This window comes from Massilimicrobiota sp. An80, assembly GCF_002159255.1.
Taxonomy (GTDB): domain Bacteria; phylum Bacillota_I; class Bacilli_A; order Erysipelotrichales; family Coprobacillaceae; genus Allocoprobacillus; species Allocoprobacillus merdigallinarum.
The window spans coordinates 13,058-33,946 of sequence record NZ_NFHI01000018.1 but is presented as its reverse complement, the minus strand read 5'-3'; the positions used below and the strand labels follow the sequence as shown (position 1 = coordinate 33,946).

Here is a 20,889-nt window from a genome sequence, read left to right as displayed (position 1 = left end):
AAAGATGGCTAGAGAATATCCCCATGATTTGGTAGCCGAAAGATCATTGCTAGGATCTATGTTGATATCAAGTGATGTCTGTCAGACTGTTTTATCATTAGCTTCAAAAGATGATTTTTATTTGGATAGCCATCGTATTCTTTTCGAGGCTATGCAAAATATTTATGCTGATAATAGCCCTGTTGATGTCACAACATTAACATCTTATTTAATAGATAAAAAATTGTTAGATAAAACAGGTGGTGTTGAATATCTTTTAGAATTAAGTGAATCAGTGCCAACAACATCTCATAGTGAACATTATTTAAAAAGATTAAATGAAAAAGCTTTGTTGAGAAGATTGATTAAAGAATCAACAGAAATTATTGAAAAAGCTTATGGAGATGTCGAAAATATCAATGATTTTATTGGTGAAGTTGAAAAAGATTTCTTGAATGTCACAAGAGATCGTAATGCCGGTGAATTCCAAAATGTTAAATCAGTGATTCAAAAAGTGACAGATCGTTTGGTGATGTTACAAAAAGCAGATGGGAAGATATCCGGTGTTAAAACTGGATATTATGATTTAGATAAATTAACATCTGGCTTTCAAAAAGGTGATTTGATTATTTTGGCTGCACGTCCATCTGTTGGGAAAACAGCTTTTGCATTGAATGTAGCTTATAATGTTTCTTATAAGTCAGATGAAGCAGTCGCTATCTTTTCACTGGAAATGCCAGCTGAGCAGTTGATTCAACGTATTATCTGTTCAGCAGGAAGTTTAAAAGCTGAATCTTTGCGTTCAGGTTCTATTTTAAAAGAAAGCAGTGAAAGGTATTATGCAGCTGCTGATAAAGTCTCTAAATGTAATTTATATATTGATGATACTCCGGGTATTCGTGTTGGAGAAATTGCTGCGAAATGTCGCCGTTTAAAACGTGAACAAGGTTTAAAGATGATTGTTATTGACTACTTGCAGTTGATTTCAGGACCGGCGAATAGTCGTGAATCTAGACAACAGGAAGTATCAGATATTTCACGACAATTAAAAATGATTGCCAGAGAATTAGAAGTTCCAGTTTTAGCTTTAAGTCAGTTATCTCGTTCCGTTGAAAAACGTGATAATAAGCGACCTGTTTTATCAGATTTAAGAGAATCAGGAGCTATTGAACAGGATGCCGATATCGTTTCATTTATTCATCGTGAAGATTATCAGGATCCTAAAAAAGAAGCTGAAACACAAGGAGCTACCGATATTATTATTGCAAAACACCGTAATGGGGCTTTGGCTGATATACGTCTTGTTTTCTTAAAACAATTTAGTAAGTTTGCCAATCCAGCAAGATCAGATCAGCAAATTAATCCTTTAGAAGGTGTTAAAGATTTAAGAACATAAATATTTGACAAAATGAAGGAGTTTGGACTCCTTTTATTTAAAAATGATTTTATAAAGGAGGAACGCTTATGATTTTCACAACCAAAAGGTTAATTCTTAGACCGTGGGAAGAAAGTGATGCGCAAAGTCTTTTTCGATATGCCAGTGATCCTGATGTTGGACCGATTGCAGGATGGCCACCCCATCAAAGTGTGGAAAAAAGTTTAGATGTGATACGTCATGTCTTTAATGGTGATGAATGTTATGCGATTTGCAAAAGGGATAGTCATGAAGCTATTGGGGCTATAGAACTAAAACTCAATGGGCATACAGATATGACTGAACGTGATGATGAATGTGAGCTTGGATACTGGCTGGCCAAACCCTATTGGGGAAGAGGCTATATGCCTGAAGCTGGTAGAGAATTGATTCGACATGCCTTTGAAGATTTAGATATGAAGACTATCTGGTGTGGGTATTATGATGGAAATACGAAATCTTTAAGAGTACAAGAAAAGCTAGGATTTATTTATCATCATAGTTGTGATGAGGTGCCTGTGCCTTTGTTGAATGAAGTAAGAATAGGTCATACGAATTACATGACAAAAGAATCTTGGGAAAAGATGAAAGAAGGGAATTCATAATGTTATTTCCTTTTGAAGATGCACCCAATACAGCAACGCTGATCTGTTGTCATATTCTTGATCAAAATGCTTCCATTTTATATGTTTTTCATGATGAAGATGATGGAATGTGGCAATTTTTATGTGATCAACAACATAGCAGTGAAGAGGCAAGGTTAGTTTCTCTTGAATATGTATTCCATTTAGATCCTTCCATTGCAGCTTTAAAAGATATGCCCTGTGGCTATTATGCACAAAGAAAGTCAAAATACGAGAATTGGATCATAAGTAAAAAATCATGATATGAAAGACAAAATAAAAACACACCTGCGGGTGTGTTTTCATATATCATCTATCCTTCAAATGTAGGACGGATAACTAAATCAGAAACATCAACACCATCTGGCTGAGAAATCGCATATAGGACAGCATTCGCAATTGTTTCTGGTTGAAGTCCAAATTGTTCATAAAATCCTTCGACCATCTTCTTATGATCATTTTCAACGACATGATTTAATAATTCTGTCTTGATAGCTCCAGGATAAATTGTTGTTGTACGAATATTTTTACCTTCCTGATTTGTTTCACTGTTAAAAGATTGTAACATCACTTTGACAAAATGCTTTGTTCCACAATAGACTGCATTTCCTGGAACCAATGTCGTTCCTGCTCTTGATGAGGTAATAATGATATGTCCAGAATTTTGCTGATAGAATTCTGGCATAATAGCGTACATGGAATTGAGGACACCTTTGATGTTGATATCAACCATATCCATCCATCCTTTGAGATCTAATTCAGACATATTTCCAGCTGGCATAATACCTGCATTCGCAAATAAGACATCGACCTTTCCAAATTTTTCTTTAGTTAATTTTACAATAGCTTTCATATCTTCTACATTTGTTACATCTGATTTTAAATAAATAGCACTATCACCTAACTCACCAGCTAGTTTTTCTAAACGTTCTTCTCTTCTGCCACTTAATACAACTTTAGCGCCATGTTTAGCTAAAACTCTAGCTGTGGCTTTACCAATACCAGAAGTGGCTCCTGTAATGATAATGACTTTGTTTTCTACATTTTCCATTTGATTTCCCCCTTTTGACAACATCATTTTATCAAAGAGATTAATAAAAAAATAATTGTTAGAAATCATAGATATATGACTATAAATCATAGTATAATATGATTACAAGGCATAAGGAGAAGATGTTATATGGAATTAAGACAATTACAGTACGTTATCAAAATAGCAGAATGTGGCACAATGCTCAAGGCGGCTCAAGAGTTGTATATATCACAATCGGGTTTAACACGTTCTTTAAAAACATTAGAAAAAGAACTTGGGATGGAATTATTTGATCGTATCAATAATCGACTCATATTAAACGAATATGGAAAAACAGTTGTGGAAGAAGGAAGAGATATACTCAATCATGTTGATAAGCTACAGGAGAAAGTCAAGAATCAATATAATCGCAATATGAATATGTTCATTGGTTCTTGCGCCCCGGCACCATTATGGGCTTTAAGATATACGATGAAACGTCAATACCTTGATATGTCTTTTGGATATGAAACAAAGGCTGACGCTGAAGAATTGATTCAAGGTTTCAATGAGCATGATTATTCAGCTATTATTTTAGACTATCCAATAAATAAAGAAGATGTTGTTTGTTTTCAAATATGCCAGGAAGTTTTAAACATTTCAACAACATCCCATCACCCCTTAGCAAACAAAAAGACCATAACTTTTGAAGAATTAAACGGTGAAAATTTTTTGGAATATAATAATACAGGTTATTGGCATGAAGTGTGTGTAGACAATATGCCTGATTCACATTTTATTGTACAGGATGATTTGGAAGTGTATGGGATTCTTCAAAGACAATCTTCTTTGTTGACTTTTAGAACAAGTTTGACAATACCAAGATTTCATCTCTATGAAGATAGAGTTTATATTCCTATTACGAATCCAGAAGCGACACTGACTTTCTATTTGATATGTCATCAAAATCATTTTGATAAAATTAAAAAGGTACAAGCGCATATCAATGAAGTAGACTGGATACATTATCGTAATGAAGATTTTGAAATTATATAAAAACACAAGGAAAGTTATATTATGATTGTCTTTTGGATTATAGGAATTTTATTTTTCGTTGTAGAACTTTTATGTTGTGTACCTGAATATGTGAGATTATTAAGGTATCATGGTCGTGTGATAGGAACAATAACAAAAATAGAGGATAATGGACAAAATGCCAGAGCTATATTTGAGTATGATGTGGATGGACATCACTATACACAAAAAACGCAATGGACATCAAATGATGTGTTTATTGTTGGAAAAACATGTGATGTTATCTATAATCAGAAAAAACCTCATCTTTCATATATCAAGAAGAGTGGACAATGGATACGTTGTCTTGTAGGGACATTATTTGTAATTGTGGGAGTGATTGTGCTTTGTTTAGGTTTCTTTTTTCAAAGTATATTATAGATAAAAGATAAGGGGGAATATCATGATTTTAGAAACAGAACGTTTGTTTTTAAGAGAATGAGAACAAAGTGATTTCGATGATTTAGCTCAAATATTACAGAATCCACATGTGATGTATGCTTATGAACATGATTTTTCAAAAGAAGATGTTCAGACATGGCTAGATCGTCAAAGAAAAAGATATAAGGAATATGGTTTTGGATTATGTGCCATGATTTTAAAAGAGACAAATGAAATGATTGGTCAGGCAGGTCTGACAATGCAGCTTTATCAGAATACCCAGATATTGGAAGTGGGTTATCTGTTAAAGGAGGAGTTCTGGCATCATGGATATGCTAGAGAAGTGGCATTAGGCTGTCAAAAATATGCTTTTGAAAATTTACAGGCAGATCAGTTATATGCCATCATTAAAGCTGATAATATTTCATCTATCAAGGTAGCAGAGAGTCTTGGTATGAAAAAGGTAGATGAGTTTATGACAGGATATTATAACGGAGAGACACTTCATTATTTATATGCAATTGAACATACAAAATAAAATCAATAAAAAAATGATAGACATCAAAAGATGAATATCATTTTTTATGTGCGTTTATCAAATTGTTGATGGCATGTTGGGCAAGTAATAGTAATATTGCCTTTTCCTTTTGGAACTCTTAAATATTGGTGGCAGTGAGGACATTTTAAATATTTATGTGTTTTACGATATTTCCATTTATTTTTTTGACGATTAAAGAATTTTCTTATTCCAGATGTTTTAGCTAAAAACCATTCATTTTCCATATTACGTTTATAAATCTGTTTAGAAAACATTCTATATAAAGAATAAATAATAACCGCATAACACAAGAATGAAACAAATGGAACAAATAAAGAAATCACAAATAAAATAATATAACTTATAAATAAGAAATTTCCAAACTGATCAACACCATATCTGCCATACATAAAGTTTCTTAACCAATTCATTTTTATCACCGATTTCTATTATAAAGACGAATTATGAATGAAATATGACTTTTTGAATTCTTTATCTTTTAAATTCATTTTATTTGAAGAAATAATTGGAATACATCATATTGATACTTAGATTTTTGTTGATGAAAGATAGAAATAACTAATAATCGAATCTTGATTGATTATGTCAAAATATATTCAAAACTTATAGTGTTTGTAGTATAATGGATATTCGTGGAGGTTGAATTTATGTATAATCAATATCGAGAAGGATGGCTTGAAGTGATATGTGGATGTATGTTTGCTGGAAAGACAGAAGAACTCATTCGTCGTATTAATGTTTTATCTTATGCTAAAAAGAAAATAATTGTATTTAAACCTGAAATTGATAATCGTTATTCTGATAAAGAAATCGTTTCACATGCAGGAACGAAAGTCCCTTGTATTGTTGTAAAGGATTCTAAAGAAATTTTAAGATATATTAAACCTGATACAGAAGTGATTGCTGTAGATGAAGTTCAATTTTTTGATAGAGATATTGTTGATGTTTGTGAATACTTGGCTGATAAAGGATTACGTGTGATGGTTGCTGGTCTTGATAAAGACTTTAGAGGTGAACCATTTGGTGTCTTACCAGAATTATTAACACGTGCTGAATTTGTCACAAAGTTGACTGCTGTATGTGCAAAATGTGGTGCACCAGCAACACGTACACAAAGACTTGTGGATGGGTCTCCGGCTTCATTTGAAGATCCTATTGTTTTAGTAGGTGCTGTTGATCATTATGAACCACGTTGTCGACATTGTCATGAGATTTTAAATAAACCACATAAATTTTAAAAGTTCACACTCAAGACATATTTCTCATATATATTAATAGTGTCGAAAGACAAATACGATAGTATTGATTCCCCTCAAATCTATCATATATCCCTAAGAAAGAGATGCAACCCCAAAGCATCTCTTTCATTTTTTGGTATATTTTAATTATTTTGACATAATCATATATATGGAGGATTTTATATGAACTTATGTCATCAAGAAGATATACAAAAATTAACGACTCAAGAACTTTTTCAACAACATAATTATATTTGTTATTTAAGGGGAGATGGATGGCAAAAAGAACAACATTATGTTTTTGACTATCCTTATTTATACCTCTATGCTTTTCATATGCATGTCATAAAGGAGATAGAACAAAGAGGTTATAGTGTAGATCCTTTATGGAAAGATTCATGCTTTAGAGGGATTCATCGTGGATATGAAATTTCAATGCTCACGTATGATGATTTGGATATACCAACACATTTATATAAAGAAAATTAAAGAAAAATGAAATGTTCATATCTAATTCATATTGACAAAGTATATTATAGGTGTAAAGATAATAGAATTCATAAAAACTCCCTTTAGAATATGTATTCTAGAAAGAATCAGGTTTCTGATTCTTTTTTCTTTTTCTAAATCATGTATAATAAAGATGGGTGATGAAAAATGAAAAGAGTTCTATTTGATTTAGATGGGACATTGACAGATCCATTTTTAGGTATTACACGTTCTGTAGCGTATAGTTTAAAATCTTTTGGCATTGAAGTTGATGATTTAGAAACATTAAAACCATTTATTGGTCCACCACTGGATGTGTCTTTTAGAGAGTATTATCATATGGATGAAGCACAAAGCTGGAAAGCTGTTGAAAAATATCGTGAATATTTTTCAAAAAAAGGATTATTTGAAAATAAAGTTTATGAGGGTATGGAAGACTTTTTACAATCATTACTGAATATGGATATGAAATTATATGTATGTACCAGTAAGCCTGAAGTGTTTGCAAAAGAGATTCTTGACCATTTCTCTTTAACACCATATTTTACAGGTATTTATGGCGCAACCTTAGATGGAAGTCTTAAAAATAAAGGTGATGTGATTGCTCATTGTATAAAGCAGGAACAGCTCAATATTCAAGACTGTATGATGGTTGGTGATCGTCAACATGATATTGTCGGAGCACATCAAAATCAAATACCTTGTATTGGTGTCTTATATGGTTATGGAAGTTTAGAAGAATTTCAGGAGTATCATTGCGATTATATAGCTAAAGACTTGATAGAATTAAAAAAGATAATAGAGGAATGGAAAGATGTTAAGTAAATATCAACAGATTTATGAAGATTTGAAACAGAAGATTGAAAAAAATGAAATTCAGGCTAATACACTCTTGCCAAGTGAAAATGAACTCATGAATATTTATCAATCATCTCGTGATACCATTCGTAAATCCTTATCCTTACTCCAATTGACTTTCAGAAATTAAAACAATTATTAAACGATTGGCAATTAGGTATGCAAAATGGGAATGGCTGGAATGCTGTATTTTGGTGCTGCCATGATCAGCCACGTGTTTTATCACGTTTTGGAGATGACAAGAATTATCCAAAAGAATCAGCTAAAATGCTAGCCACAACAATCCATATGCTAAGAGGAACACCTTATATTTATCAGGGTGAAGAAATCGGAATGACTAATGCCTATTTTACAGATATTCATCAATATCGTGATGTCGAAAGTTTAAATGCCTATCAGATTCTTAAAGATAAAGGTGTACCAGAAAAAGAGATTTACCAGATTCTATTGAGTAAATCAAGAGATAATGCACGTACACCTATGCAATGGAATGATCAGGCATATGCAGGATTTAGTGATGTGGAATCATGGATAGAACCGATTTATAATTATAAAGATATTAATGTAGAAAAAAATCTAGAAGATCAAGATTCAGTTTTCTATTATTATCAAAAGTTGATTCAATTAAGAAAACAATACCAAGTCATTAGTTTAGGAACATATGAACCACGACTATCAGATCATCCAACACTATATGCCTATAAACGCCAATATCAAGATCAGGAAATCATTGTTTATAATCATTTCTATGGTGATCAGACAACATCTATAAGCATAGATGCAACTCAATATGATATTCTGTTATCAAATGTCAATCGCCAGATATTAGAAAATGAAATGATGTTAAAACCATATGAGTCACTTGTACTGATTAAAAAATAGATCATTATATAAATAAAAACATAACATCATTGATTGTTTATATGGGATACATAATTAAATATTATGTATCTTTTTTATGAAAATAACAAAAATAGTAATATATTTTCTATTTTTCTGTATTAAAATACATATTCATGTTTCACAAAACACATAAATAATGTTAAAATATTATCTATATAGATTTGAGGTGAAATCATGAAAAAAACAATGCGAGAAGCTTTTATTGCTTCCATACCAGTCATGATGGGATATATTGTACTGGGGATGGCATTTGGTATGTTACTAGAAAGTGAAGGATATTCTTTTTTATATGCGTTAGCTATGAGTGTGTTTATTTATGCTGGAAGTATGCAGTTTGTCGCAATCAATCTTTTAACATCAGGGGCAACTGTTATTAATACAATAATTATGACATTATTGATTAATGCCAGACATCTGGTTTATGGTCTATCCATGATTAAAAAGTTTGAAGATATGGGGAAACTCAAACCCTATATGATTTTTTCTTTGACTGATGAAACCTATTCATTATTGGTCAGTGCTAAAACTCCAAAGGGATGCAGTCAAAAATATTATCTTTTTTTTATTTCTTTATTTGATCAATGTTATTGGATATTAGGAAGTTTAGCAGGAAGTATTATAGGCTCATTATTAACAATCAACACAACAGGTTTAGACTTTGCAATGACAGCTTTATTTATTGTGATTGTCTTAGATCAATATTTAACGACAGATAAACATCTTTATACATATATTGGTTTTGGAATCAGTATTGCCTGCTTAGTGATTTTTGGAAGTGAAGCTTTTATTATTCCTTCAATGATTGGGATTATTTTAAGTTTGATTTATGTTTATCAAAAAGGAGGAAAGGAAAATGTATGAAATCATATTGATTAGTGTTATGGCTTGTATAACCTTTTTAACCAGAGTTTTGCCTTTTTTCATCTTTAAAAGTAAATCTTATCCCATTATTGAATATCTTGGAGATGTATTGCCTTATGCCATTATGGCAATGCTTGTCGTTTATTGTTTAAGAAGTGTTGAATTATTCAGTGGAAATCATGGAATATGTGAGATGATTGGGGTTGGGAGTGTTATTCTTTTACATCTTATAAAACGTAATACATTGTTATCTATTATTGGTGGAACTGTGATTTACATGTTATGTGTTCAAATTATTTTCATATAACATATGTTATAATGAAAATGAGGTGAAGATTGTATGCGTCAAAATATGAAATTTGATACAAATATTTATCAGTTAAGAGAGTCTGTTTTAAAAAGAATGATACAGATTATTCAACAACAAAGATATATAGAAGAAAACAGTATTGTTTTTTATGGAGATTCCATCATTGAATATTATGATGTTGAACATATTTTTAGACATTTAGGACCAGTCTATAATTGTGGAATTGGTGGTATAACATCTGATATGTTGCTTCATTTTGTAGATGAAGGGGTTATCAAATATCATCCAAGCCAAGTCTTTATTTTAGTAGGAACAAATGATTTAGGAAATACAGTGATGGCAAGTCCAAGGGATATTGCTTTAAATATTAAAGAAATGGTAGAAATCATTCATTATAATTTACCAGAATGTCAAATTCATTTGTTGAGCCCAATACCGTGTATTGAAAAGGTTCATGGTTATCAGGCTATGCATCAAGGTTTAAGAAGTCATGATATTTTACAGATGATCATGCAGGAATATAAACGTATGATACCTTATGACTATGTTCACTTTATAGATATTTATCAGTCTTTATATCAAGACAATATTTTAAGAGAAGATGTTTTTATTGATGGTTTACATATTAACGAAGATGGTTATGCTTTATTGACAGAAGCTATTTTCAATCAGTTATAAGGAGGGGATAAAGACATGCAAGAATATTATGAAATTAAGACAAAACAAGGAGTTATGCGTGGATTCTTTCATAAACCTGATGTAGAGCAATATCCAGTATGTATTATTTTTCATGGCTTTACAGGTCAAAATACAGGAACAAAATTTTCTTATGTACAATTATCAAGAATGATGGAAAAGCAAAATATTGGAACCATTCGTATGGATTTTTTAGGCAGTGGACAATCTGATTTAGATTTTAAAGATATGACTTTTCAAAATGAATTAGATTCAGCTATCAAAATCTTAGAGGAAGTCAAACAGATGGATTGTGTGACAGATATTTATTTGCTTGGTCATTCTATGGGTGGAGCTATTGCAAGTGAGGTTGCTAAAATGTATCCTCAGGATATTTCTAAAATGTGTTTATGGGCACCTGCATTCAATCTTCCTGAAGCGATTGAATATTTAAAAGGGCATGTTGAAGAAGCTCCTTATTATGATCATAGTGGTTTTGAAATCTCTCATGAATTTGTTGAAGATATAACATCGAGAGATTTATATCAGGATTTAGATACTTATCAAAATGATCTTATGATTATTCATGGAACTGAAGATACAACAGTTCCTTATGCGATATCTCAGAAATATTTAAAAGGTTTTGTCAATCCAGTTTTTCATCCAATAGAAGGTGCGACACACAATTATGATAATTTAGAACATATTCGTCAGGTGATTCAACTGACATATGATTTTTTCATACAGGGCTAAACTCCCTGTATTTTTCATGATAAATTCAATAAAGAGTCAAGCTTTTTGTATTGTCTTTTCAATGAATTGTGTTATAATCAAAAAGGCAAAAAGGAGGAGTGAAAAACATGAATAACATTAGAAATATAGCAATTATTGCTCACGTTGACCATGGAAAAACAACTCTTGTTGATCAGTTATTAAAATTATCTGGAACATTAAAGGATAATGAACAGATTGCTGAAAGAGCAATGGATTCAAATGCCATTGAAAGAGAACGTGGAATTACTATTTTAGCAAAAAATACTGCTATTAACTATAAAGATTATCGTATTAATATTATGGATACACCTGGTCATGCTGACTTTGGTGGTGAAGTAGAACGTATCATGAATATGGTTGATGGTGTTTTATTGGTTGTTGATGCTTATGAAGGAACAATGCCACAAACACGTTTTGTATTAAAGAAGGCTCTAGAAGCTAAAGTGAAACCAATTGTCGTGATTAATAAAGTCGATCGTCCAGTTGTTCGTATTCATGAAGTTATGGATGAAGTTTTAGAATTATTTATGGAATTAGGTGCTGATGATAATCAGTTAGATTTCCCAACTGTCTTTGTTTCAGCTTTAATGGGAACATCAAGCTTAGATCCTGATATTGCAACTCAGGTTCCTAATATGGATTGTTTATTTGATATGATTATCAATGAAATTCCAGCTCCATTAGTAGATGAAGAAGGTGGATTACAGTTCCAGCCTGCTTTACTTGACTATAATGAATATGTAGGACGTATTGGTATTGGACGTATTCAAAGAGGAAAAGTTAAAGTTAATGAAACTGTTGTTTGTTTACGAGCAGATGGAACAAAAACACAATTTAGAGTTCAAAAATTATTTGGCTTTTTAGGATTACATAGAATTGAAATTGAAGAAGCTAGTGCTGGGGACATTGTCGCTATTGCAGGACTTGCGGATATTGGTGTTGGTGAAACTGTCTGTACAATGGGACATGAAGAACCATTACCATTATTACGTATTGATGAACCAACAATTCAAATGGTTTTTGGTACAAATACTTCACCATTTGCAGGTAAAGAAGGTAAGTTTGTCACAGCAAGTAAAGTAGAAGAAAGATTATTTAAAGAAACAAATAGAGATGTCTCTTTAAAGATTGAAAGAGTGCCAAATGCTGAAGAATGGATTGTTTCAGGACGTGGAGAATTACATTTATCTATCTTAATTGAAAATATGCGTCGTGAAGGATTTGAATTACAGGTTTCTAAACCAAAAGTTATTATTAAAGAAATTGATGGTGTTAAATGTGAACCTTATGAAGAAGTCTTTATTGAAGCACCAGATGAATGTATTGGAAGTATTATTGAATCTTTAGGATTTAGACGTGGAACATTAGAAAATATGGAATCTGATAACGGTATGACAAAAGTGCATTATATCATTCCATCACGTGGTTTAATTGGATTCATGACAAACTTTTTAACAATGACAAAAGGATATGGAATTATCAATCATTCATTCTTAGATTATCGTCCAATGGAAGGAGATACTGTTGGAGAAAGACAGTTAGGAGTTCTTGTTTCTATTGATACAGGACAAACAACAGCTTATGCCCTTGGCGGTGTTGAAGATCGTGGAGTTATGTTTGTTGGTCCAGGTGTAGAAGTTTATGAAGGTATGATTGTGGGTGAACATAGCCGTGATAATGATTTGGTTGTCAATGTCACAAAAGGAAAACAATTAACAAATACACGTTCTTCTACAAAAGATTCAACTGTTGTTTTAAAGAAACCAAGAGTTTTCAACCTAGAAGCTTGTTTAGATTATATTAATGATGATGAACTTGTAGAAGTGACACCAAAGAATATTCGTTTAAGAAAACGTTTATTAACTGAAAATGAAAGAAGAAAAGCTTATACGAAAAAAATGAATGGATAATGAGAGGGTTCTTACTTGAATGGACAAGTAAGAATCTTTTTTCATGTAAAATAAAAGAGAAAAATTGTGATATAGTAGTTGAAAACATGGCTGATAAGGTAAATTGTTAAAGGAATCAATCAAAGAAATGATCGTTTTAAAGATAAGATAAATTGATAAAATATGGTTTTTGTATTAAAAATTTGATAATATTTTTGAGAATATGATATAAAAAATATGAGAAAATCATAAAAAATTCAATAAAAATTTGAGTATTTCTTAAAAAAGTGGTATATTGTTGGAAGTAAATGAAGTAATTTATTGAAATGTAAAACGCTTTCATTTATAATATGAATTAAGGAGGGGACGCAGTGAAAATTAAATTACAAGTACAATTTCATAATAAAAATGTTGAAACAACATCTATTGAGAAGTTAGTAAAAGAGGATGTTAAATCAAAAGGTGTTAAAATGACAACTATTGATACATTAGAGGTTTATTATAAACCAGAAGATTCTTCTGTATATTATGTTGCGACAACAAAAACTGGTGAAGTCGTTGGTAATGACCAACCATTATACATCGGTTAATCTTAATATTACAAACATATACCCAAATAAAGAGGCTAAACGTTATACGTTATAGCCTCTTTATTTAAGATCAATGATTATCTAACGATATGAATTCGACTTTCTTTCTTTTCTTTTGTAGCACCTTCTTGATTGACGTATCCAATAGCTGCACAACCAACAACTTGATGATTAGGAGGAATACCAAGTTTATTTAAGACATTTCTCACTTCATCAACATCTTGTGTATCACTGAGTTGATTGATCCAGCATGAACCGATATTTAAGCTTGCTGCGGCTAAAAAGATATTTTCTAATATACAGCTTCCATCTTCTACTCGTCTTGAATCATATTCAGGACCACTGACAATACATAAGACAGGAGCATGATAAGAAAAATGATAAGAATCAGGTTTCTTTTCACCACGTTCTTCACTTACTTTTTTAATAGCATTTGTTAATTCATCAATATAAGCCAAATTGGTAATGGCATAGATTTCACATAATTGTCTATTCATAGCACTAGGTGCTTGAATTCCAGCTTTTAAAATAGCTTGAAGTTCTTCTTCTTTAATCATTTGATTTTGATAACTGCGACAACTTTTTCTTTTTGCGATTGTTTGTAATGTTTCATTCATTTCATATCACCCCTTGTTTTCTATTATAGTCTGATTGTTTGAAAAAACAATGCTAAAAAGTATATTTTATGGTATACTAGGGGCAACTAAAGGAGGATTGAACGATGAAAAAAATATTCGTTGGGCTCATAACAGTTTTATTATTGGTGGGATGTAGTCAAAATCAAAAACTAAACTACTTTATGTTAACAAATGATAAAGAATTAAGCGCTTTATATAATTCTGAAGGTGAACAAATAACAGAATATCAATACCAATCATTTGAACGTGTTGGGAACTTAGGATATATTGTCACTAATAGTCAAAAACAAGTGGGATTGATTTCATTGGATGGTGATGAAATGATCCCAATGGGTGAATATGAAACGCTAGAAAGTGTAGATCAGATGTTTTTTGCGACTAAAAAAGAAGAAAAGAAAAAAGATGATCAAAAACAAGATAATCAAAAACAAGAAGAAACTTCTCAAAATCAATTGGTTAAAGATAATCTTTATGTTTTAAATAGTGAAGGCGAAATTTTATATCAAGCCAATGACAAAACAAGTATTATGAAAACTGATTTACCAGTGATTTATCAGGATAAAGAATATATTGTTTTATATCGAAATGGTGAAGAACTTTATAGAGGAAAAGATGCTGTGACATATGTTTCACAATATCAAAATGGAAAATCTATGGTTGTTGGATTTAAAGATAAGAATCACTTTTATTATGTGACTGGTCATAAAGATAAAGATTTTGATCTTGAAGTAGAAAAAGGAACTTATACATTTTTACTTCAAAATGATGCTGGATGTATCATTAATGATGAGAAGTTAAAAAGTATGATATATATTGATTTTCAAAATCAAAAGGTTTATCAAAACAACATTGCGATTAAAGATGCTTATTTTGATAATAAAGATAATATCATTTTAACTTCTGATGATAAAACATATCTTTATTCTATTGGTGGTGTTCCAACTTTAATTAATACTTATTATTATGATACACAAACATATTTAATACGTGAAGAAAAGGTTTATGGACCACATTATATATATAAAAATGGAAAGTCAAAAGGAACACTTGAAAATTGTCAATTATATCCTAATGTGCAGGAATTAAATTTTGAAATGTATCCAGTTTATGTACAAGAAAAAGGATATGTCTATTATAATTTTGACAATAAACAGGTGTTTGACCAAACATATCTTGAAGCGAATCCATTTGATGCTTGTGGTAGAGCTATTGTGAAAATTGATGATCAAGGTTATTCATTAATCGACGATAAAGGTGAAAAATTGACAGAAAAAGCATATTATCGTATGGAGTACATAGGCAGTTCATATTATGCGGTTTATAATGAAAATGGTATGTATGGTATTATTGATATAACAGGAGAAGAAGTCTTCCCTGTTGAATATACATCTTTACCAGAAACACCTTTAATTGAATATAATGATGAAAATTATTTGTTATTGAATAAAAATGGAAGAAGTTATGTCTATAGTATAGATGATGATATGGAAGAATTGTTTTCTATTGAAGGAGATTTAACATTCCATAATGAGGGATATTTTTCAGACGGATATCATTATTATACAATTGAGGGAGAAAGTATAGAATAAGGAGTTTATATGGAATATTTAATGATATTATTATTAATTTTTATAGCAGTGTTATTTTTAATGCAGGTCGTCTTTTTTGAAATAACAAAAAGTAAAATGGAAAAGATGAACAATATAAACTGGTTTTTATCTTTAGATAAACCATTTAATTATAATCGTGTTGGATATATGGTCTTTCTTTGCTTTATCTGTTATTTGATTTCGTCACCAGCACCATTATTTAGTCTAGAGTGGTTTATTTACTTTGCCTTGTTTTTAGCAATGGGTATTGTTGCTGATGCAGTTGTTCAATATGCTATTTTGATATATAGTAAAAAAAGATGTCGTAGACAAATTGAAGATGCGCATTTATTACAAAATGAATTACAACATTTTACACCAAATGCTGATTTTGAAAAAGATTATACATTAACACCTCAAAATTATGATGAAACTTCAATTTTAAGACAATACATGACACCTGAAGATCATTTGGCTGTCATGAGTGTGGATTCAGGAAAGTTTGCGAGTCAATTTAAAGATGATACGGAAGCGATGTTTGTTGTTGAACCTTATACGGATACACAAAGAGTACAGAGTCAGTTTGAAGATGATTCATCAGTCAAAGTCACAACATTGACACCAACTGGGAAAATGCCTTTTAAAGATGAAAAAATAGATATTATTATGTGCCAGGAATGTAATTATGATAAAAATGAAATCCAAAGAGTTTTGAAAAAAGGTGGATATTTCATTGTCAATCAGCATGGAACAGAGAACTTGAAAGAATTTGTTCGTTTATATATGCCTTTCCAAATGAAAGGAAAATGGGATGCTGAAAGCTGTGCACAGACTTTAGAAAGTATTGGTATGCGTATTGTTGATAAATTTGAAGATTATGGAACAATTCGTTTTCATAGTATTCAGTCATTATATCAATATTTTACAAAAGTGTCACCAGACTTTGCGAATGTCAATAGATATCAGGTTTTCTATTTACAGGCCTTAAAAGAAATGAAAGATCATTCATATTTTGAAATGACAACACATCAATTTTTGGTTGTAGCACAAAAAACTTTTTAGGAGAATTTTGAGTCAATTCTCCTTTTTATATGAAGTTTTATTCATTATATCAATGCTTTTTGGAATAGAAAAAAAGAGTTAAAATACTTGACAAAAAAATATTATGAAAGCGTATTAAAAACTTTTGAAAATGTATGGAAAAGTAATTGAAATGTGTTATAATAAGACTATAAATTATTAAGGAGGAGTCAATAAGATGGCAGAAAAATTATCTTTTGTAGTTTCAGATCCAGTTGGATTACATGCTAGACCTGCAACTATCTTAGTCAACCAAGCTAGCAAATTTACTAGCAATATCAAATTATGTTACAATGGTAAAGAAGTTAATTTGAAGTCAATTATGGGTGTTATGTCTTTAGGTGTTCCTACTAAAGCTACTGTAGAAATCGTAGCTGAAGGTGAAGATGAAAAAGACGTAATCGCATCAATTGCTAAAGTTATTAAAGAACAAAAAGTTGCTGAATAATATTAGGCTTCAAATACATGGAACTATACATTTTGTATAGTTCTTTTTTCTTTTGTTTGACAATAGAAAGCAAAGTGATAAAATATATTTAGATATTTAGATAAATATCTAAATATTAAAGGAGGGAGAGATATGGGTGATGCATTTAAAGCGTTAAGTGATCCAACGAGAAGAAGAATCTTAGAGTTGTTACAGGATAGACCTTTAAATGCTGGAGAAATTGCAGATTGTTTTCAAATGACGAAACCATCTATATCACATCATTTATCTATTTTGAAATCAAGTGGTTTGATCATTGATGAAAGACAGGGGCAGAATATTGTTTATAGTATTGATATGTCTGTTTTTCAAGAAGTAATGAAGTGGTTTATGAATTTTATTGATATGGGGGATGAAAAATGAGAATAAAAGTTTTTGATGGAATCTTGTGGGGAGTGACTTTTCTTTTGGTAGTGACTGTCTTTTTGATGCCAGATACAGTCCCTTTACATTGGGATGAAAACTGGCAAATTGATGGTTATGGCAGTCGTTATATGTTTTTGATTCTGGCTTTTATACCAATGACCATCTATTATGGGATGTCACTTACAAAGCATATTGATCCTAAAAGAATGAATTTGGAAAAAAGAAAGAAAACATATCGCCTTTTTCAATATGGTTTAACAGTGTTCTTTTTGATTCTTGCTGCTTTTTTTGAATATTCAGCTTTTAATCCCCAACAAGATGGTGAACAGTTTGTGTTATTGTTAGTGTCTGTCTTATTAATAGGAATGGGTAATTATTTACCTAAAATACCGCAAAATTACTTCTTTGGTGTCAAAACACCATGGACACTAGCAAGTGAATATGTTTGGAAAAAGACACATAAAATTAGTGGATATTGTTTTGTGATGATTGGATTAATAAATGGTATAAGTGCATTAGTTCATTTTTCGTACACTTATCTGGTATTGATGATTGGTATTTTAGGTATGACTGTATTTATTTATGTGTATTCTTATTTTTTATTTAGAAAATGTAGTCAAAAGATTGACGATTAAATATTAAAGATATAAAATATATAATATAAATAATATTAATAATTATTTGTAGAAAGAGAGGATATATAAGATGTTAAAGATTGAACATTTAACAAAGAAATATGATCAATATAAAGCTGTTGATGATTTATCATTGCATATTGAAAGAGGACATATTTATGGCTTTATTGGTCATAATGGGGCAGGAAAAACAACAACATTGAAAGCTGTTGCTGGTATTATGCCTTTTGATGAAGGGGAAATCATTATTAATGGAAAATCAATGAAAAGTCATGCTTTAGAATGTAAGCAAATCATGGCTTATATACCAGATAATCCAGATTTATATGAATATCTCACAGGAATTCAATATTTAAATTTTGTGGCAGATGTTTATCAGGTATCAAAAACACAAAGAGAAGAACGTATATCAAAATATGCTGATTTATTTGAATTAACAAGTGATCTGGCTCAACCTATTAGTGCTTATTCACACGGGATGAAACAAAAGTTAGCGATTATTTCAGCTTTTATACATCAACCACAATTAATTTTAATGGATGAACCATTTGTTGGATTAGACCCTAAAGCATCACATTTATTAAAACAAATCATGCGTGATCATTGTGATCGTGGTGGTGCCATTTTCTTTTCAACACATGTTTTGGAAGTGGCTGAAAAGTTATGTGATCGTATTGCGATTATTAAACAAGGAAAATTGATTGTCAGTGGAAAGACTCAAGATGTAATTGGTGATGAATCACTTGAAGATGTTTTCTTAGAGTTGGAGGATGATGACAATGTTAATGACGCTCATTAAGATTAGATTGCAGGGTATTTTATTAAGACAAACAAAAAGTTCTAAGAAAAAAGGGAACAGTATTGGAAAGCTGATATTATTTGGTTTATTGTTTGCTTATGTAGGTGTTGTCTTTATTGGCATGTTTGGGATGTTGTTTTATTCTTTGATTGAACCATTTTCAATGATGGGGATTGAATGGTTATACTTTGCTTTAATGGCATTATTCATTATTTTGCTTTGCTTTATAGGAAGTATTTTCTTAACACATCATGAAATTTATGAAGCTAAAGATAATGAATTGTTGTTGGCTATGCCTATTAAAAATAGTGATATTTTATTGAGTCGTGTGTTTACAATTTTGATTTTAAATTATGTCTATGAGTCTTTGATTGCGATACCAGCTTTCTATGTTTATATCACTAATGTCGGTATGACGATGATTGAAATCTTTATGTTTATTATTGTTGTTTTGACACTGCCATTGTTTGTTTTAGCGTTATCTTGTTTATTTAGCTGGATTTTAGCTCATGTGCTTGTCAAAATTCATCGCTTCAAAACGGTTATTTCTATTGTATTATTTGTAGGTTTCTTTGGTTTATATATGTATGTTGTGAACTCTTTACAGACATATCTTGTATGGCTTGTTGAAAATGGTAAGAGTATTGCTGAAGCAATTGAAAAAACAGTCTTTCCATTATATCATTTAAGCATTGCTTTAACTAAGGGAAATATAGGTAGCTTTGTGATTTATCTTATTTGTGCCTTATTGCCATTTATTATTGTGATTTATTTATTATCTATGAACTTTACGAAAATGGCAACCTCAAAACCTAAGATGAAAAAAGCCATCTATAAAGCAAAACCAATGAAGCAAAATACAATGTTTAAAGCTCTTGTCATCAGAGAAATCAAACATTTTACTTCTAATGCGATGGTGATGTTGAATGGAGCAATGGGTATTATTCTTTGTATCATCGCTGCGGGAGCTGTCTTGATTTATCAAGATGAAATTCAAATGATTGCTTCTATTCCTCAGATTCAAGAATATATGACTCCAGTGTTATGTTTAATGGTTATTGCTGTATCATCATTAAATATGATCAGTGCATCCTCTATTTCTTTAGAAGGAGATCGTTTCTGGATTATTAAATCACTCCCTATAACAACACAGGATATTTTAAATTCAAAATTAGCTATGCATGCTTTCTTATGTATTCCCGGTGGTTTAATTCTTTCTGTCGCTTTGATTTATGTGACAGGTATTGGAATGATTGATAGCTTACTTGTCTTGGTTGTTCCTATCTTATTTACACTATTGATTGATTTTTTAGGATTATTACTCAATTTATGGAAGCCTAAGTTTGACTGGGTTAATGAAACAGTCTGTGTGAAACAGAGTTTACCTGTTGTTTTAACGATGTTTATTTCAATGGGGGTTGCGATTGTTATCGCAATGGTTTATGGATTATGGTTGATCAATCTTATGTCTGTGTCTATGTATATGTATAGTGTGATTATTGTGATGGTTCTATTAGACATTATTCTTTATTATATGATTCATACATGGGGTGTTCAACAGTTTGATAGTATTTAGAGTTTTTAAAAATAAGATTCGAGATTGAATCTTATTTTTATTTAGCTTGAATCCATGTATAATATGATTAGGATTTATAAGAAGTTCATT

The 20,889-nt window shown here is 30.8% G+C and carries 26 protein-coding genes and 1 pseudogene; 24 read left to right on the top strand and 3 right to left on the bottom strand.

What is annotated here, in order from left to right; translation table 11 throughout:
* Positions 1-4 precede the first annotated feature (4 nt).
* The 3 genes from dnaB to B5G32_RS06585 all read left to right on the top strand — a co-directional run bounded on the left by dnaB (position 5) and on the right by B5G32_RS06585 (position 2,279).
* Positions 5-1,375: a replicative DNA helicase gene (gene dnaB, locus B5G32_RS06595; protein WP_087244835.1), complete on the top strand. Its 1,371-nt coding sequence runs from the start codon at positions 5-7 to the stop codon at positions 1,373-1,375.
* A gap of 68 nt (positions 1,376-1,443) precedes the next feature.
* On the top strand, positions 1,444-1,998 hold the full coding sequence (locus tag B5G32_RS06590) for a GNAT family N-acetyltransferase (protein WP_087936208.1): 555 nt from the start codon (positions 1,444-1,446) through the stop codon (positions 1,996-1,998).
* Entirely contained in the window at positions 1,998-2,279 is a 282-nt protein-coding gene (locus B5G32_RS06585; protein WP_087296865.1) for a hypothetical protein, read from the top strand. Before B5G32_RS06590 ends, B5G32_RS06585 begins: the two co-directional genes overlap by 1 nt.
* Before the next feature lie 50 nt (positions 2,280-2,329).
* Here the strand turns inward: B5G32_RS06585 and B5G32_RS06580 are convergent, their stop codons facing one another.
* Positions 2,330-3,067 (bottom strand): SDR family oxidoreductase, encoded by a 738-nt coding sequence (locus B5G32_RS06580; RefSeq protein WP_087936207.1) that lies wholly within the window; start codon positions 3,065-3,067, stop codon positions 2,330-2,332.
* 129 nt (positions 3,068-3,196) lie between these two features.
* Between B5G32_RS06580 and B5G32_RS06575 the strand changes: the two genes are divergently transcribed.
* The 3 genes and pseudogenes from B5G32_RS06575 to B5G32_RS06565 form a co-directional block, all read left to right on the top strand.
* A complete protein-coding gene (locus B5G32_RS06575; RefSeq protein ID WP_087936206.1) occupies positions 3,197-4,084 on the top strand; it encodes a LysR family transcriptional regulator in 888 nt (295 codons plus the stop codon).
* Positions 4,085-4,105: 21 nt separating this feature from the next.
* The gene (locus B5G32_RS06570) at positions 4,106-4,483 is read left to right on the top strand and encodes a DUF3592 domain-containing protein (RefSeq protein ID WP_087936205.1); all 378 of its coding nucleotides are present in this window, start codon (positions 4,106-4,108) and stop codon (positions 4,481-4,483) included.
* A 73-nt stretch (positions 4,484-4,556) separates the two neighbouring features.
* Positions 4,557-5,021 (top strand): annotated as a pseudogene (locus B5G32_RS06565) (GNAT family N-acetyltransferase); the annotation flags it as partial.
* A gap of 44 nt (positions 5,022-5,065) precedes the next feature.
* Here B5G32_RS06565 and B5G32_RS06560 read toward each other — a convergent pair.
* Positions 5,066-5,452, bottom strand: a complete 387-nt coding sequence (locus tag B5G32_RS06560) for a hypothetical protein (RefSeq protein WP_087304963.1) — start codon at positions 5,450-5,452, stop codon at positions 5,066-5,068.
* A gap of 237 nt (positions 5,453-5,689) precedes the next feature.
* On the opposite strand from B5G32_RS06560, the gene B5G32_RS06555 reads away from it, so the two are divergent.
* From B5G32_RS06555 to B5G32_RS06505, 11 genes are all read left to right on the top strand, one after another.
* Complete coding sequence (locus tag B5G32_RS06555; RefSeq protein WP_087244838.1) at positions 5,690-6,280, top strand: thymidine kinase; 591 nt, start codon at positions 5,690-5,692, stop codon at positions 6,278-6,280.
* Between the two features lie 183 nt (positions 6,281-6,463).
* The gene (locus B5G32_RS06550; protein ID WP_087296869.1) at positions 6,464-6,769 is read left to right on the top strand and encodes a pyrimidine dimer DNA glycosylase/endonuclease V; all 306 of its coding nucleotides are present in this window, start codon (positions 6,464-6,466) and stop codon (positions 6,767-6,769) included.
* A gap of 168 nt (positions 6,770-6,937) precedes the next feature.
* Entirely contained in the window at positions 6,938-7,594 is a 657-nt protein-coding gene (locus B5G32_RS06545; RefSeq protein ID WP_087936204.1) for an HAD family hydrolase, read from the top strand.
* Positions 7,584-7,757: a GntR family transcriptional regulator gene (locus tag B5G32_RS06540; RefSeq protein ID WP_087936203.1), complete on the top strand. Its 174-nt coding sequence runs from the start codon at positions 7,584-7,586 to the stop codon at positions 7,755-7,757. The genes B5G32_RS06545 and B5G32_RS06540 overlap by 11 nt, the downstream gene beginning before the upstream one ends.
* A 29-nt stretch (positions 7,758-7,786) precedes the next feature.
* Positions 7,787-8,509: an alpha-amylase family glycosyl hydrolase gene (locus B5G32_RS06535; RefSeq protein WP_239386217.1), complete on the top strand. Its 723-nt coding sequence runs from the start codon at positions 7,787-7,789 to the stop codon at positions 8,507-8,509.
* Positions 8,510-8,704: 195 nt separating this feature from the next.
* Entirely contained in the window at positions 8,705-9,391 is a 687-nt protein-coding gene (locus B5G32_RS06530) for an AzlC family ABC transporter permease (RefSeq protein WP_343286431.1), read from the top strand.
* Positions 9,384-9,698 carry a branched-chain amino acid transporter permease gene (locus B5G32_RS06525; RefSeq protein ID WP_087936200.1) on the top strand — a complete coding sequence of 105 codons (315 nt, stop codon included), beginning with the start codon at positions 9,384-9,386 and terminating at the stop codon, positions 9,696-9,698. The genes B5G32_RS06530 and B5G32_RS06525 overlap by 8 nt, the downstream gene beginning before the upstream one ends.
* 33 nt (positions 9,699-9,731) lie before the next feature.
* Positions 9,732-10,379, top strand: a complete 648-nt coding sequence (locus tag B5G32_RS06520) for an SGNH/GDSL hydrolase family protein (RefSeq protein WP_087936199.1) — start codon at positions 9,732-9,734, stop codon at positions 10,377-10,379.
* A gap of 15 nt (positions 10,380-10,394) precedes the next feature.
* Entirely contained in the window at positions 10,395-11,129 is a 735-nt protein-coding gene (locus tag B5G32_RS06515) for an alpha/beta hydrolase family protein (RefSeq protein WP_087936198.1), read from the top strand.
* A gap of 107 nt (positions 11,130-11,236) precedes the next feature.
* Positions 11,237-13,060, top strand: a complete 1,824-nt coding sequence (gene typA, locus B5G32_RS06510) for a translational GTPase TypA (RefSeq protein WP_087296876.1) — start codon at positions 11,237-11,239, stop codon at positions 13,058-13,060.
* Between the two features lie 350 nt (positions 13,061-13,410).
* Positions 13,411-13,629: a DUF6465 family protein gene (locus B5G32_RS06505; RefSeq protein WP_087244848.1), complete on the top strand. Its 219-nt coding sequence runs from the start codon at positions 13,411-13,413 to the stop codon at positions 13,627-13,629.
* 77 nt (positions 13,630-13,706) lie between these two features.
* Here the strand turns inward: B5G32_RS06505 and B5G32_RS06500 are convergent, their stop codons facing one another.
* Entirely contained in the window at positions 13,707-14,246 is a 540-nt protein-coding gene (locus B5G32_RS06500) for a nitroreductase family protein (RefSeq protein ID WP_087296877.1), read from the bottom strand.
* 104 nt (positions 14,247-14,350) lie between these two features.
* Here B5G32_RS06500 and B5G32_RS06495 point away from each other — a divergent pair, with 104 nt between their 5' ends.
* The 7 genes from B5G32_RS06495 to B5G32_RS06465 all read left to right on the top strand — a co-directional run bounded on the left by B5G32_RS06495 (position 14,351) and on the right by B5G32_RS06465 (position 20,799).
* Positions 14,351-15,856 carry a putative periplasmic lipoprotein gene (locus B5G32_RS06495; RefSeq protein ID WP_087936197.1) on the top strand — a complete coding sequence of 502 codons (1,506 nt, stop codon included), beginning with the start codon at positions 14,351-14,353 and terminating at the stop codon, positions 15,854-15,856.
* Positions 15,857-15,865: 9 nt separating this feature from the next.
* Positions 15,866-16,918, top strand: a complete 1,053-nt coding sequence (locus B5G32_RS06490; protein ID WP_239386216.1) for a class I SAM-dependent methyltransferase — start codon at positions 15,866-15,868, stop codon at positions 16,916-16,918.
* Between the two features lie 196 nt (positions 16,919-17,114).
* Positions 17,115-17,384, top strand: coding sequence for a phosphocarrier protein HPr (locus tag B5G32_RS06485; RefSeq protein WP_087244851.1), 270 nt, complete (start codon positions 17,115-17,117; stop codon positions 17,382-17,384).
* A gap of 132 nt (positions 17,385-17,516) precedes the next feature.
* Positions 17,517-17,786, top strand: a complete 270-nt coding sequence (locus B5G32_RS06480) for an autorepressor SdpR family transcription factor (RefSeq protein WP_087296879.1) — start codon at positions 17,517-17,519, stop codon at positions 17,784-17,786.
* Positions 17,783-18,424, top strand: coding sequence for an SdpI family protein (locus tag B5G32_RS06475; protein ID WP_087936196.1), 642 nt, complete (start codon positions 17,783-17,785; stop codon positions 18,422-18,424). Before B5G32_RS06480 ends, B5G32_RS06475 begins: the two co-directional genes overlap by 4 nt.
* Positions 18,425-18,494: 70 nt before the next feature.
* Positions 18,495-19,223: an ABC transporter ATP-binding protein gene (locus B5G32_RS06470; protein ID WP_087936195.1), complete on the top strand. Its 729-nt coding sequence runs from the start codon at positions 18,495-18,497 to the stop codon at positions 19,221-19,223.
* Positions 19,204-20,799 (top strand): hypothetical protein, encoded by a 1,596-nt coding sequence (locus B5G32_RS06465; protein ID WP_087936194.1) that lies wholly within the window; start codon positions 19,204-19,206, stop codon positions 20,797-20,799. Before B5G32_RS06470 ends, B5G32_RS06465 begins: the two co-directional genes overlap by 20 nt.
* The last annotated feature ends 90 nt before the right edge of the window (positions 20,800-20,889 follow it).

Coding starts and splice junctions, on each gene's coding strand:
- dnaB (WP_087244835.1), top strand. CDS start 5: ATGGCTAGAGAATATCCCCATGATTTGGTAGCCGAAAGATCATTGCTA.
- B5G32_RS06590 (WP_087936208.1), top strand. CDS start 1,444: ATGATTTTCACAACCAAAAGGTTAATTCTTAGACCGTGGGAAGAAAGT.
- B5G32_RS06585 (WP_087296865.1), top strand. CDS start 1,998: ATGTTATTTCCTTTTGAAGATGCACCCAATACAGCAACGCTGATCTGT.
- B5G32_RS06580 (WP_087936207.1), bottom strand. CDS start 3,067: ATGGAAAATGTAGAAAACAAAGTCATTATCATTACAGGAGCCACTTCT.
- B5G32_RS06575 (WP_087936206.1), top strand. CDS start 3,197: ATGGAATTAAGACAATTACAGTACGTTATCAAAATAGCAGAATGTGGC.
- B5G32_RS06570 (WP_087936205.1), top strand. CDS start 4,106: ATGATTGTCTTTTGGATTATAGGAATTTTATTTTTCGTTGTAGAACTT.
- B5G32_RS06560 (WP_087304963.1), bottom strand. CDS start 5,452: ATGAATTGGTTAAGAAACTTTATGTATGGCAGATATGGTGTTGATCAG.
- B5G32_RS06555 (WP_087244838.1), top strand. CDS start 5,690: ATGTATAATCAATATCGAGAAGGATGGCTTGAAGTGATATGTGGATGT.
- B5G32_RS06550 (WP_087296869.1), top strand. CDS start 6,464: ATGAACTTATGTCATCAAGAAGATATACAAAAATTAACGACTCAAGAA.
- B5G32_RS06545 (WP_087936204.1), top strand. CDS start 6,938: ATGAAAAGAGTTCTATTTGATTTAGATGGGACATTGACAGATCCATTT.
- B5G32_RS06540 (WP_087936203.1), top strand. CDS start 7,584: ATGTTAAGTAAATATCAACAGATTTATGAAGATTTGAAACAGAAGATT.
- B5G32_RS06535 (WP_239386217.1), top strand. CDS start 7,787: ATGCAAAATGGGAATGGCTGGAATGCTGTATTTTGGTGCTGCCATGAT.
- B5G32_RS06530 (WP_343286431.1), top strand. CDS start 8,705: ATGAAAAAAACAATGCGAGAAGCTTTTATTGCTTCCATACCAGTCATG.
- B5G32_RS06525 (WP_087936200.1), top strand. CDS start 9,384: ATGTATGAAATCATATTGATTAGTGTTATGGCTTGTATAACCTTTTTA.
- B5G32_RS06520 (WP_087936199.1), top strand. CDS start 9,732: ATGCGTCAAAATATGAAATTTGATACAAATATTTATCAGTTAAGAGAG.
- B5G32_RS06515 (WP_087936198.1), top strand. CDS start 10,395: ATGCAAGAATATTATGAAATTAAGACAAAACAAGGAGTTATGCGTGGA.
- typA (WP_087296876.1), top strand. CDS start 11,237: ATGAATAACATTAGAAATATAGCAATTATTGCTCACGTTGACCATGGA.
- B5G32_RS06500 (WP_087296877.1), bottom strand. CDS start 14,246: ATGAATGAAACATTACAAACAATCGCAAAAAGAAAAAGTTGTCGCAGT.
- B5G32_RS06495 (WP_087936197.1), top strand. CDS start 14,351: ATGAAAAAAATATTCGTTGGGCTCATAACAGTTTTATTATTGGTGGGA.
- B5G32_RS06490 (WP_239386216.1), top strand. CDS start 15,866: ATGGAATATTTAATGATATTATTATTAATTTTTATAGCAGTGTTATTT.
- B5G32_RS06485 (WP_087244851.1), top strand. CDS start 17,115: ATGGCAGAAAAATTATCTTTTGTAGTTTCAGATCCAGTTGGATTACAT.
- B5G32_RS06480 (WP_087296879.1), top strand. CDS start 17,517: ATGGGTGATGCATTTAAAGCGTTAAGTGATCCAACGAGAAGAAGAATC.
- B5G32_RS06475 (WP_087936196.1), top strand. CDS start 17,783: ATGAGAATAAAAGTTTTTGATGGAATCTTGTGGGGAGTGACTTTTCTT.
- B5G32_RS06470 (WP_087936195.1), top strand. CDS start 18,495: ATGTTAAAGATTGAACATTTAACAAAGAAATATGATCAATATAAAGCT.
- B5G32_RS06465 (WP_087936194.1), top strand. CDS start 19,204: ATGTTAATGACGCTCATTAAGATTAGATTGCAGGGTATTTTATTAAGA.